A 13,229-nucleotide genomic window follows, 5' to 3' on the forward strand; every position below is an offset into this window, starting at 1 on the left:
ATAGTATATTAAGGCAACTCTTGAGCCACCTTCCAAAAGCATCAACAGCAAGCACTCAGGCTGCAATCCATGAATTTAAAGGACAAAGACTATCGCAAAGCAGAGTGCACTCAGATTGATCGGAGCACTGAAGAAACGCAGCCTGCGATCAACATGATGATCGATACATGGGTACACATGGTTCAGGCAGGTCGTCTGCCAGTTGCAAGGACCACTCACAGAAACAAGGCCTGAGCAGCGTTGATGCAGCTGGAATCTTTTGTAGCTCGTAGCCTAGGCCGCTGGCGATCCATGAGAAGTGGTCATTCTCTTGCTTTTCAGCAATTTGAGGATGTTCGCAGTTCAGTATTGATTGAACCAATTGGACTCCAAAGTCCGTTGGTACTTAAGTTAATTAGAGACTGCAAGATACACGACGCCAAACCCCTTCTGCCATTCCGAATGGAATGGAATGCAGAAAGTGACTGGGAGCCAGATGGCCCCAGTGAAGTATCAGCAGGATCATGCATACTCGTTCCAATCCCAACTGATAATCAAAAAGGAATCTTACTGCGAAGCGCTGGATACGCAGAGGCCGAGCAAGCAGTATCAAACTATGCTTTTTTAGAAGATGATACTTTTACACTCACTACCCAATATGGTCAATCGATTGCAGAGGAAAGGATCTGGTTCGTATCTGAGAACGTTCGCTGCCGCTCATCAGTGCTGCGAACTTCAGCCGGCTCAGGAATACTGCAAACCTCCTTCGCATCTGAAATCAGGCGGTTAGATTCCTTCAGCCAGTAGAGTTCGCCATGATAGGTATTACCCTAAAATTCGCTAAAATTCTAGCTGGACACTACAGCAATTTCTCTCAGTCACAGCGCGATCCCGTAAATTTTGCCCATATCAATATCTATTTTCGCCCTCTGCCTTGGGAAGTATTTCAGGGCCCTGGCTTTTACTCCGAGCAGAGCTATGGGCACGATCCTTGGCGACCATATAGGCAAGGCGTACATCGGCTAATTTCGACCGAGAAGTTGCAGATTGTTGAAAATTTTGGATTCGACCAACCAATTCGCTTAGCTGGAGCAGGCTTCACGCCTAAACTGCTCAAGCTTATTCATATTGATCGCCTCAAACAACGCTGCGGTTGTGCGATGCATTTCCAAGAGACGACACCGGGTTGCTTCAGCGGGAAGGTAGAGCCTGGTAATAAATGCCTAGTACCACGTGATGGGCGGCCTACCTATCTAGTGAGCGAGGTGTTGGTTGATCATGAAAACTGGATTAGTAGAGATCAGGGTTTTGATCCAGCTACCAATACCTTGCAATGGGGCTCCGAACATGGGCCACTACGTTTTGAACGCGTGGCTAGCTTTGAGAATGAAGTCACAGCTGAGTGGGCACGTCTAAGTAATCATAAGGGAGAAGAATCTGAACAAATTGGATAAAACAGAAACCATGCAAGCTGACGGACCAGCTATCCAGCAATTCCGTAGCTGGATTCGCTCGCAGCACCTAATTTGCCAAGGCCAAGACTTTATTTTTGAAACAATTGATCATAGTCAGCTTGAGCGTTTTGAAGCCTGTCTAAATATGCTTGATGGGCAAGTGCGGTCTGTAAGAGCAATCGGAAACTGGCCCATGGGGCCCCGTCGAACATTCAAGATACTGAGAGCTGAAGCAGCTGTGCCAAGACCCAAAGGCCTGGAAATTCAGCGCTACTGGGCTGAACGTGGGTCCTTTCAGACCCGGTTTTCGGAAATAAGCAGTTGACGCCTACGATCTACAAAAATATCAGGATCCTGCACAGCAAAAGCATTCTGTAATAGCTGAATTATTTCATGATTATTCCCAACATCAATTGAATCAAGACCTATCAATGCAGCATAACGTAGCTCCCAGCTTGGCGTGAAATCGGAGGACAAAAGCTGCCTCACACTTTTGCACCATATATCAGGAAAGTGTTTATTCAAAGCCAAGCAAGCAGCCGCTCTTGATTTACCGAATTGTGGGCGCTTGCTGTTCATAGCTTCCAGCAGCAATGCCTCAATGACAGGAGTAGCAGCGGAAGGCCAGATATCCACACTGCCAAGAAGCTGAATGAAGAAATAATGAGCACCATAGTCATTATAAGCATCCTCCTGCCATCGCTTCCAGAAAACAGGCCAGAGCTCTTCTGCTGGCCTATGCTTCAATGTGGACAATGCTAGGTAGCAACGGCTAAAGTCAGTACCAAAAAACTCATCAAATAAAAATAATATGGTTGGTTCAGTGTCGTAGCAGTGCGCCAAGACCAAACCTTCTGGCTGATCCCACATCAGCGAATCTAAACAAGTAAGCAGGTCAATGCCTGCGTGTTCTTTGTCTTGGCCCGGCCAGAGTGTCCGCAGAGCGCGCAACCTGAACACAGGGGACACGGGCGCCTTGAGAATCGAAGGCAATAGATATGTAGCCCGACAGTCAATTAAATCCTGAATCGCCGACTGCCGGTCCATTTGGTTAGGCAGGGTCAGGTGGTCTTCCAATTCTTGAAGGCGACTGCCATCTCCACTGAGCTGTGCAACCCCGGCCAAAGCAGCGCCGCGAACCCCTGGATTCGCCTCATCTTGCAGCGATTGAAGTACGGGCAAGGCCGCATGCACTTCTAACCCCACAAGAGCCTGGATAAGAACCCGGCGGCTCTGGCCTGGATCATTGAGCAGCGGGAGCATTGCCTGATGGAGTTCAACATCCTGGCAATTGAGCTGAAGAAGGGCCCAGGCGGCATTTTCAACGAGATAGTGATCATTGCTCCTTAGGCAACGCCCAATGCTGGGGATGGCCCGTTGAACCCCAAGCCGGCCCAAAACTTCGACCGCTTTGCGGCGCGCAAGGTTAACCGCCTGTTCGCCCGAAGAATTATCAATGAGCCTCAATAATGCCTCCTCCGTTTTATCGCCGGGGAAATTCACGAGATGGGCGGCCGCCATGTAGTAGTCGCTGGCAGAATCAAGCGAGTCAAGAGATTGTTCAAGAATCGCTAGCGCATCATGGTGGCTGAGCCCGGGATGGATATTGTCGTAACTGTTGCTGGAGCTTGCCAAAATACTGTCCTCAGAAGTCAAAGTGGACGCGGCTGTGGAGCTCAAAGCAGAGCTGCTTCCAACTCTGATAGCCGGCAGGGCAAGAGCGCTGAAAGTTTAAGAGTTATGTGTCTTGATGCAACCCAGCCCAGGAAGCGTTCAATATGAACCCATCTAAATTAGAGGCACAATGGGACCCCATCAATGTGGTGCGCTTTTACTTGTTACAAGCATCAATTCTGAAACTCCCCAGAGGGTTGCTCAGAAGCTGCGAGTTCCGCGCCATATGCTGAGCCACACTATGCAGCAACTACACCAGAATGGAATCCCGGTTACGTCGGTATGTCTGATGGAGGCGGCCAGCTCAGTTTCCGCAGTGGCGACCACAGCCTCTACGGATCCAGTCGAATCACCCAAGTCTGGACAGCAATCACCTCGCCGCCGCCGCAAATAGCCCAGCTCAGCCTTGAAGCTCGAACACACCATCAGGAGCACGCCCCTGTTTAAGCAGTTCCCAGTTGATCGACTGAAGGAAAGCTGCGCTGTTCAGAGTCTCCACAACATCGACCCCCCAGTCACTCTGCTGCAGCAACGCTCCAGAGGCGCCTTGATCGTCCTTGCGTCCACCTAGGGCCAACAGCTGGCAATCATGATCAGTAGCACCTGCAGAGGAGCGAAGCTGTCGCCAGGCCAGGAGTACGGCATTGGCCAAATCGACGGGCAGCAGGTCGGCTTCCACCTGAACCAACCAGTGAGGGTGGCTGACTGCCTGAACCCGGACATCGGTGGACAGGTGTGCAACGAGACCAGCCGCCAGTTCCGCGGAATTCAAGCCCTTCAGGTTGTCGGAAACCACCTGAAGGTTGTGGGAGAGCAAAAAGCGTGTCATGTCCTGATCTTGTTAAGCCCACCATAGGATCGCGGCGGCTATCCCTGATAATTAGTTCAATAGGAGGGACCCTTGTCTGCCGAGCTGTCCGCTACCCCCGCATCTGGAATCCAGCAACTGAGCGTTGAGGAAGCCAACATTCTGGCTGCAGAGCTTCGTTCCCAACTTCGTCAGGGGTTAGTTCCTTCATCCGACACCCCAGCAATTGAGCGCATGGTGGCTGGTCTCGGCGATACCAGGGGCTTGATGCGGCTTACCTTTGCCGAAAGCCTTGGAGCAGTGGGTGCTGCAGCGGTGCCAACTCTCTGCCGTGCATTGCAGTCTCACGACAACGTCACCGTTCGACGCGCTGCAGCTAAGACTCTGACCCTGATTGCAGATCCAGCTGCCTTGCCCGTTTTACTCGAAACCCTACTCTCAGATTCGGATCCCGTTGTGCAGGGATCAGCGGTCGGAGCGATGGCTGCAGTCGGCGAGCAGGCTCTCAATCCACTCCTCTCAGTGCTGGTTCATCCAAAAGCTTCGGCCATGCAACAGGGGCTGGCCAGCTGGGGGATCGCTTTTATCGGCGCCAAGGCGCCCGAAGCGCTTCGCCAAGCAGCCAGCTCGCCGGATGCCAGGATAAGAGCGGCAGCAATAGCAGCTCTCGGCGAACAGATCCAGTCTTTGGGGGATGACGAGGCGAGACAGCTGCTTCTAACCGCGCTGGATGACCTGGACTCCGAAGTGCGGGCAGAAGCTGCAACGCTGATGGGGAAGTTGCAGGAGCCAGAATGGGCCTGCCCGCGTCTGCTACCGCTACTCACCGACTCGGAAGAACAGGTCCGCAAAAACGCTGCTCTATCGCTGATGAAGCTAGGGGCCAGGGATGCATTGCCTGACTTAAAAGCAAGTGTGGAACAGGAAGTACAACCTGGTGTCAGATTAGTGCTAGAGCTAGCGATCAGTCAGCTAAGCAAGTGAGGATAACAATCGTCTCGCGTCAGCCCGGCTGAGGTTGACGTGCTTGCAGTTCCCTTATTCGAGCCAAGGCTGATTCAAGGGTCTCTCGCACATAACTATCTAACTTTGGTTGGTGCTGCAGATCCTTAAGAGTCGGTTCAATTGCAGGATCATCAATCTGGGCGAGTGCATTGACAGCTGCTACCGCCTGGGCTGGATTATCACCGCCCACCACTCTTAGCAACAGCGGCACCGCCTGCCCACCAACCTGCCCAAGGGCCATCACCGAAGCAACAGCCACAACCGGTGAGTCGTCGCTAAGTGCCTCCTCGAGAGCCTGCATCGCTGTCTCGGGGAAATGGATCCCAGGCTGGTTTGAAGCCACCTGGGCATAGGCCTTCACGCAGCTGGCGCGGATAGTGCTGTCCGTGCTAGCCATAAGAAGATCCGCTAAGGGCAGCAAGGCTGCCGCGCCAAAGGCGCCAATACCACGAACAGAAGCCCTGCGTAAAGCTATATCCGGTTGGGCCAACAAACCAAGCAGGCGAGGTAGAGCTTGCTGAGGCCAATCCCTGACCATAGCCATAAAAGCCTGGCTTTGAATATAAGGATTAGGGTGGGCAAGATCATCAAATAAGATATCTAATGCTTCCATTTCCATCGAGGAGAGGGGGTAGGCGACGGCTCATTTTCACACAAAAAAGGAGGCCCGAAGGCCTCCCTGGTTTGTCCTCAACAATTAATCAGAAACTGATCAGGAGAGGGCGTTGATGGCGTAATCAAGGTACGACTTCAACTCATTGAGAGCCTGGGGGCTCATGTCACGAGGGGAGCAAGCCCGATCGCGGGTGAAGGTGAGCGCTTCCACGTAAGCAGCGGTAGGCAGACGCAGGGTGCGGTACACCTCACGGGCTCCGGCAATGCCCCACTCATCGAGAGGGCCAGTGCCGCCCACAACCAGGCAGTAGTTGATCAGACGCAGATAGTGAGCGATGTCGCGGTAGCACTTGTCCACCTTGACCTGGTTCTCACCAGCTTCGCCGGCTTGCTTGAGGTAGGGGTACTTGCTGAAGCAGGCGTCACCAGCTTCCTTGGTCACTTTGTCCAGACCGGCGGCCAGCTTTTCAGCAGCTTCAAGGCGAGCAGTAGCTCGCTGAATGTTGCCCTGAACAGCTTCTAGGTCGTTCTGGGAGGGGAAGCGACCAGCGGCATCAGCGGCGGTCACAACAGTGGTCACAACAGACTTCATCGTGAAGATCCTCGTTTAATTGAGTAGTAGTGGTTTAAAAAAAGCAATCTCTTCGGATGAATCAGCTGAGGCCGCTGATCACACGGTCAAAGTAGGTAGCAGCTTCAGCCACTAGAGCGGAGCAGTCGCCCTGAACGGTTTCCATCTTGCGGAAACGGGTTTCCACAGGGTTGGTGCCGGTGGTGTTTGTCTCGTTGATGTGAGCTGTGGAAGAAGCCTTCATGATGGCCACGGCGCGAGCGGCAGACTGAAGGGGAACGCCCAGAGCGATGTAGGTCTCCTTGAGGCCGTTCAGGCAGCGGTCGTCCAAAACCGATGCGTCGCCTGCCAGCAGCGCGTAGCTGATGTAGCGAAGCACAATTTCGCCATCGCGCAGGCATGCGGCCATGCGGCGGTTGGGATAGCAGTTGCCACCAGCCTGGATCAGGCCAGTGTTTTCGCAGATCATGCCGGTGACTGCATCTGAAACGATGCAGGAGGCATTGCTGGTGATGGCGTTAACAGCGTCTAGACGCTTATTTCCCTCAGCAACATAGTTACGGAGAGCAGCGAGCTCACCGCCTCCAATAGGGGCAGTCTTCGAATCTGCGCTGACGACAGCGCGTGAAAAGGCGTCGAGCATGGGAAAGGGGCCAGGGGTGCTTGTGCTTAGCCAATTGACAGCCAGTGAAGATCGTTAGATCTGTTCAGGTCTGTATGGCTTAGCTGCCTCTCGGGGAAGGCGTAAGGGGAAACTACGGTCATCTCCCTCCTCAGGACCCCGATCAAAGCAATCATGCAAACTTTCGTCACCCATCGCGCTCGGACTTGAAAAGGCAGCGCTGGCAAAGGGTTTTGGCAAGGGGAAGGCACGCACTCCCGCCTAATCGCGGAACAAAGCACCAGGAGATTTATCTTTTCTTCCATTTTCACCATGGATGCGACCCATTTGAAGCTGCTCTAGTGGAGCGCGGCGGATGGCTCCGTATGCTGACAGTCGCCCAATCCAAGCCATGACCGACGGCACTCCCCCTCGCGCCGACACGTCTGCAATCAACGCATCCGATCCCAGCCGGCAGGAGTTGGAGGAGTCGATTGATCAGCTAGCGGCCTACCGCGATCGACTTATCAAAGATGTGATCGGCATGGGGCAAAGACTGAAGCTCCCTCAGAAGCAAGTGGACTTCACCCTGGCTCAGCATCCCGAGCTGCAGAAGTTAGAAGCAATTCTGGCTCAGCTTGAGTCCCAGAAGTCCGAGCAGGACTAACTCCCATCCCCCTCACACGCCCGTGGCACCCATGGACCCAGCCCGAACGATGGACCAGTTCTTGGCGGCCAGTCGAGGGACCTGGCTGACGCGACGGGCTGTGCACCACCTCGACCACCAAGATGATGAATTCGGCGATTCCAATCTTGTTATCGAGCCCTTCTCCGCTGAGGATCCAGCTGTCGAGCAGATATGTCTAACTCTTAATATCAACCCTCTACTAGCAGCAGGAGGGGCCCGTTTCTGGTGGGAGAGCAATCTTAAACCCCTAGCCAGAACAGATGATCAAGCGGCTGTATTAATAGATATCCCTCTGGCAGGAGATCCCACTCAGGGTTTTCTGGTCCGGGACAAGGGCTACGTGGAGAAGCAGCCCGTCCTCAGTCAATACACCTTTTCAACTGATGGCGTCATGACCGTTACCACGCGCTATGACAGCAATGTCGGCACGGAGCGCTGCTGGTTCGTCACGGATCAGGTGCGAATGCGGGTGAGCTCAGTGCAGTGTCTCGATGGTGTGTCGATGACCACCTACTGCACGGAGCTTCGTTGCCCCTCCGACGCAACTCTGCAGTCGCTTCGGGAAAGCGCCGATTCCATGGCCGCCGGTTTCCGTTAACCCACCCTGCTCCTGAGCGCTCCGAGATGTTTGACCCTTTTTTGCAAGAGCTCAATAGCAGGCTGGAACGGTCTGGAGCGCAGCCCATTGCCCCACCCGATGGGCTAGCTGAATGTCGCTCCCCGAAGAGGCAGAGCGTGATCCAAAGCTGGCTCTGGCAGGTGCCTGGGTTCCGGCGCTGGCGGGTGACCAGGATGGACGCGGGGGACAGCCTGCAAGTGTTGAATTCGGTGGCCTATCCCGAATACAACAACGATCAGCCCCTTATGGGAATCGATCTCCTTTGGTTCGGCACCCGCGGCAAGCTGGTCGCAGTGCTTGATTTTCAGCCACTACTGCAGGATCAAAATTATCTTGACACCTATTATCAAGGCCTAAAAGAACTTATTTCACGCCACCCGGATCTTCACGGTGCTGAGGCCATGCGCTCATTTGATCCAAACCAATATTTTTCGCCCTGGCTGCTGTTCTGCCGTGGAGGAGCTGAGGAGGCGCAGGAATCGTTGCCCAGAGCTTTCACTGCCTTTCTCGACTGCTACTGGCAGCTCAGCGCCGAAGCCGGCCAACGCACTTCCATAGTTACAGCAGAAAAGGTGAAAACCCTGCAGGAGGCATACGATGTCTATAGCGCCGAAAGAGATCCGGCTCACGGCCTGTTTAGCAGCCACTTCGGCAAGGCTTGGTCGGATCGTTTTCTGCACGAGTTCCTTTTCCCATCTAGCCCGCAGCAATGACAGCACCGCAAAGCTGCAGCCTTGACCAGGTCAGAATCCCCGGTTGGCGTTGGCAGCCCTTTCTTGATCATGCAGTCGAAATGCTTCAGGCATTGGAGCCAGCCGCCTACCCCGTGCCGGAGCAGTTTCTGCAAAAAACCGGATCCACCGGTTCGAAGGCACAGCCGGTAGTTGTGCAAACTGCAACCTGGGCATGTCAAACCAACAAACTTCGCCAGGTGAGGGCCGCCTGCGTGGAGGCGGGGCCAGCAGCGTCCGTGCTGAACCTAGTGATCAATCCCCACTGCCGTTTTGATCTGCCTTTCTTCGGAGCAGATTTGGTCACGCTGCCCTCAGGCCATCTGCTAGCCCTTGACCTGCAGCCAGTTGACCGCAGCGATTCCCTCCATACCCAACCGGTCTGGGATCGATTACTCCCAATTTTTAACAGCTGGAAACCTCACTTACCCGATGGCGGGCCCATTCCTGCTGAGGCAGAACCTTACTTTTCACCTGCATTTCTCTGGACCCGTCTACCTTTGGGAGCAGCCTCCGATGAGCTAATAAGCACCGTTATATTTCAAGCCTTTGCTGAGTATTTAAAGCTTTATTTACAGCTCGTGGATGAAGCGACCCCCGTAGCAGACGATCGCTCAGCGATATTGCTCAATGGCCAAAAGCGCTACACCAGCTACCGGGCAGAGAAAGATCCGGCAAGGGGGATGCTCGGCCGCTTTCACGGTGCGGAATGGACCGAGACATATATCCATGAGGTGTTGTTCGATCTGGATAGACACTATCCCGATCAAAACGGAGATCAAAGCAGGCCTATGGCATGAAGAGGGCCACTTCCACTGATCAGCTCCACAAGGAAAGCGGAGAATCCGAGCATAGCTAAGCGGCCATTCCACACTTCTGAGCTGTTGTTCCAGCCCCAAGCCCACTTGTCTTGGGGGTAGAGCTTCACGGTGCTGGGCAAAGCCGCCGCCTGGTCAAGATTCACTTCGGGCCCATCCAGGGCCTGCTGGACAAGTCGCGCAAGCCCCTGGATGAAAGCAGGGTTGGTGTCAAGCGCCGGCACACGCCGAAAATTTGTGATGCCCGACTCGAAAGCCAGCTTGCGGTACTCGATGTCGATCTCTTCAAGGGTCTCGATGTGCTCGCTCACAAAACTGATCGGCACAACCACCAGATCCTTCACACCCTGCCGCCCTAGCTCCGCCAATGCCTCGTCGGTGTAGGGCTTGAGCCACTCCACAGGACCCACCCGGCTCTGATAAGCAAGGGTGAAAGAGTTGCTGTGGCCCAATGTGGCCTCCAACTTCTCGATGATCAGCCGGGCGCAGGTTTCGATCTCCCCTTGGTAGGGATCGCCCGCTTCCTCCACGTAGCTCTTAGGAACACCGTGGGCGCTGAAGAACACGTGGGCGCTGTCAGGGTCCGGGCAGGCCTGGATCTCACGGGCGATCAGCCCCGCCATGGCGTCGATATAGCCCCGGTCATCGTGATAGCTGCGGATGCATCGAATCGGCAAAGCTGCGAAGACAGGATCAGCCTGACGAAGACGCTGAAGCTCCCTAAAGCTGGAACCGCTGGTGCTAATCGAGAAGTGAGGGTAAAGAGGCAGCACCACCACCTCATCCACATCGTCGGCTTTGATGTCTGCCACCGCCGATTCGGTGAATGGGTGCCAGTAGCGCATCGCCACGTAGCTGGTGGCCTCGATCCCAAGCAGGCGCAGGGCACTCTGCAGCTCCCGCGCCTGCTGCTCGGTGATTCGCCGCAGTGGCGAGCCACCGCCGATAGAGCGATAAGCCTCCTGCGACTTGCTCGCCCGCAGACTGCTGATCAGCCAAGCCAGAGGTTTCTGCAGAGCCGGGTTGGGTAGCCGGATGATCTCCGGATCCGAGAACAGGTTGTAGAGAAAAGGGCCGACATCCTGGATGCGCTCCGGACCCCCGAGGTTCAGCAGGAGCACACCTACCTTGGCCATGGCTTGGCGATCATGAGGCCAAACATCACCTTAGGTCTACAACCGCTTGCAGCTGCACTCGCTCGGTTAATTAAGAAACGTTTAGGGTCAGCCCTGACAACGAAGTGGATCAAGCCACGCCCCAGCCCCAGGGATCTTTCACCAGCGGGTAGTGGCCTGAGAGCCCCATAAACTTTTCGCCGCGGACCCTCTGATCACGAAACAACGATTCTGGAAAACCCGATTACCGAACTGAAGACGATGGAAGCTTCAGATAACCACGCCAAAGCCGCAGCTGATCGGCAATGGGACCTTATGCGCGCCAGCTTTGATGGCGACTGGCAGGGAACAACCACCTGGTATGGCCGCAACGGCGACGGCATGAACATGAAGCAGGGCACCGTCAACCCGGAGGCCTCGCTTTACGCCATCCGCTTCTCGGATGCGCATACGGGTGAATGGCATGGAACCGGCCTTCGATTCGCACCGGGTGGAGAACGCCGCTTCCCCCTATATCGGCACAATTACAACCTCAGCCACAACTGCTGGCATTTTCCGCAGACTGCAGGTCAGTCGAGCCTGCAAATGGCAGGCAGCGTCGCGCGTGCTGGGCATGAAGTGAACTTCTTCAGCGGTCGCAGTCGTTCGATGCTGGTTGCGCTTTACCAGCAACAACCGGATGGACAGATGCTGCTGGACTCAATCGCCGCCACACCCTTCCGCTGCCAACGCACCAGTCCTGACCCAGAACGCACTCAGTTTCAATCGTTGGAGGCGGTATTAGAGACCGTCATTGGCTGGCAAGGGGTGGAATCAGTGATCAGACCCGGATTCAGTTCTGGAATTGCAATGTCAGAACAGCGGCTGGCGCCATTCTGTAGCGAATGGTTTATCAAAAATGAAGTGAACGGGCTATTTGCAGATAATTTAATCTGCAGCCTGCCGGAGATTTTGCCAAAGCATTCATTTGACCTCCACTTCGGCTGCATACTAGATCGTCAAAACTTTGTGCATCTGACAATGGAGTTTGATGCCAATCACAATCTCTTGGCCTGGATAGAGCGCCGCTATCAGCCCACCATGCATGGATGAGAGAGGCTGAAGCCAAGCTGCTTAAGCTTCTCATTACTCACCCGCGCATTAAGGATTCGATCGCTGGTGTCTCTGGTCAACCACTTGGCCAGTGGCAGCCCAGCGCGCTCACACAACCGATTTGTGAGCTCCTGGCCGTTGTACTGGGTATCATTGACCAGGTTGTACGTGTCATTCAGGCCTTGGTCAAAGGCGAAGTTGATACCGCGAACGATGTCGTCGCGGTGAATCCAGCACGGCACATTCAAGCCATTACGCTGCACTAATCCGCCAGCTGCACTGAGCAACATGGCCGGAATATCACGTCCAGGCCCATATATGCCACCGAGGCGCAACACGCAGACCTTGATCGATTCGGAGCGGACCGACGCGATCATCTGCTCTGCCCTCACGAGCACGGAATTCACTGGATGATTTGAATCAGTTGGATCGCTCTCACTTGTGAGCGCTCCCTGCCGGTTGCCATACACGCCACAGCTGCTTAGGTGAACAAGCTGCAGTGGCGAGCTGACAGGCCGACGGTTAAGCGTTTCGATCAGCCGTTGCAGACCGCCAAGAAAGGTCTGCTCGTATTGGCTCAGCTCAACACTGGAACTCTTCGACGGAGCGAAGGACACCAAGATGCCGTCGAGATCTGCTGCGAAGTCCAGGCTGCTGGAGGGATCCGTGGAATCAAAAACCAACGGATTCTCTACTAGGTCGGCCAGCTCTGGCAAGCGTTCACGCCGGGTTGTGGTGCCCCAAAGTGCATGCCCTTCCTGCTTCCAGGATTTGGCAACCGCTTCACCCACGTAGCCACAACCCAGGATTGCGCGACGCTCGCCCGAGGGCAGGATCGGGCGCTCTTGGAGAGACAGCAACTGATAGAGGGAAGCCAGATCTGGGGCAGAAGTCATCCCGCAAAGCCCAATCATGAAGTTTTGCAACCCTAGGCCTGCCGGATGGGGGGTTGCGTTGTCACCGCTTCGGATGACGCTCCCTGAGCCCTACTCGGTTCTTGTGGCAGCCTGAGCTATCTCCTTAAGCCCATGCCCGTCTATTGCGTCGAAGTGCCTGGACTAGCGCCAGTTTCCGTGACTTGCGCCGGCTGCAGCGGAGATGCTTTGCAACTGGCACTGCGGGAGCAGGGACTGGACAACTTCCGTGTGGAGCGGCGCAGCAAAGATGGTCGCCAGTGGTGGTTTCAGGCCAACTTCAAGCCAGGCACCATCGACCCAGCCACCCCTGGAGGTCTCACCCGGCTGGTGAGCGTTGATCTAATCGAGGACTGATGGGTCCGATCCAAGCGCCGCTAAGCCTCAGGCCGCCGCCACTTCCGTGCTGCCCGAACGCTGACGCCGGGTAAGGAAACCAAACAGCACCTTGCCAATGGCAGCGATCAAATTGCCTTCCAGTTCCTGGAACATGGTCATGTTCAGGTGGAAGGCGTGGTTGGCCTCCTCCACAATGCGATCGGCCA

The 13,229-nt window shown here is 54.9% G+C and carries 16 protein-coding genes and 1 pseudogene; 9 read left to right on the forward strand and 8 right to left on the reverse strand.

Annotation, left to right across the window (positions count from 1 at the left end):
- Window positions 1–243 precede the first annotated feature (243 nt).
- Entirely contained in the window at window positions 244–786 is a 543-nt protein-coding gene (locus KBY74_RS03990; protein WP_254941605.1) for a phycobiliprotein lyase, read from the forward strand.
- 8 nt (window positions 787–794) lie between these two features.
- Window positions 795–1,433: a chromophore lyase CpcT/CpeT gene (locus KBY74_RS03995; RefSeq protein WP_254941606.1), complete on the forward strand. Its 639-nt coding sequence runs from the start codon at window positions 795–797 to the stop codon at window positions 1,431–1,433.
- A gap of 294 nt (window positions 1,434–1,727) precedes the next feature.
- Here the strand turns inward: KBY74_RS03995 and KBY74_RS04005 are convergent, their stop codons facing one another.
- Window positions 1,728–3,113 carry a HEAT repeat domain-containing protein gene (locus KBY74_RS04005; protein ID WP_254941607.1) on the reverse strand — a complete coding sequence of 462 codons (1,386 nt, stop codon included), beginning with the start codon at window positions 3,111–3,113 and terminating at the stop codon, window positions 1,728–1,730.
- Window positions 3,114–3,507: 394 nt separating this feature from the next.
- A complete protein-coding gene (locus KBY74_RS04010) occupies window positions 3,508–3,936 on the reverse strand; it encodes a DUF2656 family protein (RefSeq protein ID WP_254941608.1) in 429 nt (142 codons plus the stop codon).
- 72 nt (window positions 3,937–4,008) lie between these two features.
- Between KBY74_RS04010 and KBY74_RS04015 the strand changes: the two genes are divergently transcribed.
- Complete coding sequence (locus KBY74_RS04015) at window positions 4,009–4,899, forward strand: HEAT repeat domain-containing protein (RefSeq protein ID WP_106632841.1); 891 nt, start codon at window positions 4,009–4,011, stop codon at window positions 4,897–4,899.
- A gap of 19 nt (window positions 4,900–4,918) precedes the next feature.
- On the opposite strand, the gene KBY74_RS04020 is transcribed toward KBY74_RS04015, so the two are convergent.
- From KBY74_RS04020 to cpeB, 3 genes are all read right to left on the reverse strand, one after another.
- Complete coding sequence (locus tag KBY74_RS04020) at window positions 4,919–5,539, reverse strand: HEAT repeat domain-containing protein (RefSeq protein ID WP_254941609.1); 621 nt, start codon at window positions 5,537–5,539, stop codon at window positions 4,919–4,921.
- 93 nt (window positions 5,540–5,632) lie between these two features.
- The gene (gene cpeA / locus KBY74_RS04025; protein WP_106632843.1) at window positions 5,633–6,127 is read right to left on the reverse strand and encodes a class 1 C-phycoerythrin subunit alpha; all 495 of its coding nucleotides are present in this window, start codon (window positions 6,125–6,127) and stop codon (window positions 5,633–5,635) included.
- Between the two features lie 61 nt (window positions 6,128–6,188).
- Complete coding sequence (cpeB, locus tag KBY74_RS04030) at window positions 6,189–6,749, reverse strand: class 1 C-phycoerythrin subunit beta (RefSeq protein ID WP_254941610.1); 561 nt, start codon at window positions 6,747–6,749, stop codon at window positions 6,189–6,191.
- A 370-nt stretch (window positions 6,750–7,119) separates the two neighbouring features.
- Between cpeB and KBY74_RS04035 the strand changes: the two genes are divergently transcribed.
- From KBY74_RS04035 to KBY74_RS04050, 4 genes are read left to right on the forward strand one after another with little or no spacing between them, the layout of a single operon-like run.
- Window positions 7,120–7,374, forward strand: coding sequence for a hypothetical protein (locus KBY74_RS04035; protein WP_106632845.1), 255 nt, complete (start codon window positions 7,120–7,122; stop codon window positions 7,372–7,374).
- A 49-nt stretch (window positions 7,375–7,423) separates the two neighbouring features.
- Window positions 7,424–7,993 carry a phycobiliprotein lyase gene (locus KBY74_RS04040; protein WP_106632846.1) on the forward strand — a complete coding sequence of 190 codons (570 nt, stop codon included), beginning with the start codon at window positions 7,424–7,426 and terminating at the stop codon, window positions 7,991–7,993.
- Window positions 7,994–8,019: 26 nt separating this feature from the next.
- Complete coding sequence (locus KBY74_RS04045; protein ID WP_106632847.1) at window positions 8,020–8,727, forward strand: 15,16-dihydrobiliverdin:ferredoxin oxidoreductase; 708 nt, start codon at window positions 8,020–8,022, stop codon at window positions 8,725–8,727.
- Complete coding sequence (locus KBY74_RS04050) at window positions 8,724–9,545, forward strand: phycoerythrobilin:ferredoxin oxidoreductase (protein WP_254941611.1); 822 nt, start codon at window positions 8,724–8,726, stop codon at window positions 9,543–9,545. The genes KBY74_RS04045 and KBY74_RS04050 overlap by 4 nt, the downstream gene beginning before the upstream one ends.
- Here KBY74_RS04050 and hemH read toward each other — a convergent pair.
- Complete coding sequence (gene hemH / locus KBY74_RS04055) at window positions 9,524–10,699, reverse strand: ferrochelatase (protein WP_254941612.1); 1,176 nt, start codon at window positions 10,697–10,699, stop codon at window positions 9,524–9,526. The two genes, KBY74_RS04050 and hemH, sit on opposite strands and share 22 nt — an antisense overlap.
- 240 nt (window positions 10,700–10,939) lie before the next feature.
- Here hemH and KBY74_RS04060 point away from each other — a divergent pair, with 240 nt between their 5' ends.
- Window positions 10,940–11,770, forward strand: coding sequence for a hypothetical protein (locus KBY74_RS04060; protein WP_254941613.1), 831 nt, complete (start codon window positions 10,940–10,942; stop codon window positions 11,768–11,770).
- On the opposite strand, the gene KBY74_RS04065 is transcribed toward KBY74_RS04060, so the two are convergent.
- Window positions 11,749–12,666, reverse strand: a complete 918-nt coding sequence (locus KBY74_RS04065; RefSeq protein ID WP_254941614.1) for an NAD-dependent epimerase/dehydratase family protein — start codon at window positions 12,664–12,666, stop codon at window positions 11,749–11,751. The two genes, KBY74_RS04060 and KBY74_RS04065, sit on opposite strands and share 22 nt — an antisense overlap.
- Window positions 12,667–12,798: 132 nt before the next feature.
- Between KBY74_RS04065 and KBY74_RS04070 the strand changes: the two genes are divergently transcribed.
- Window positions 12,799–13,041, forward strand: a complete 243-nt coding sequence (locus tag KBY74_RS04070) for a hypothetical protein (protein ID WP_127432026.1) — start codon at window positions 12,799–12,801, stop codon at window positions 13,039–13,041.
- A 27-nt stretch (window positions 13,042–13,068) separates the two neighbouring features.
- On the opposite strand, the pseudogene KBY74_RS04075 reads toward KBY74_RS04070, so the two are convergent.
- Window positions 13,069–13,229: pseudogene (locus KBY74_RS04075) on the reverse strand (heme oxygenase); the annotation flags it as partial.

Origin of the sequence: Cyanobium sp. A1C-AMD (assembly GCF_024346495.1) — a bacterium.
GTDB classification, from domain to species: domain Bacteria; phylum Cyanobacteriota; class Cyanobacteriia; order PCC-6307; family Cyanobiaceae; genus Cyanobium_A; species Cyanobium_A usitatum.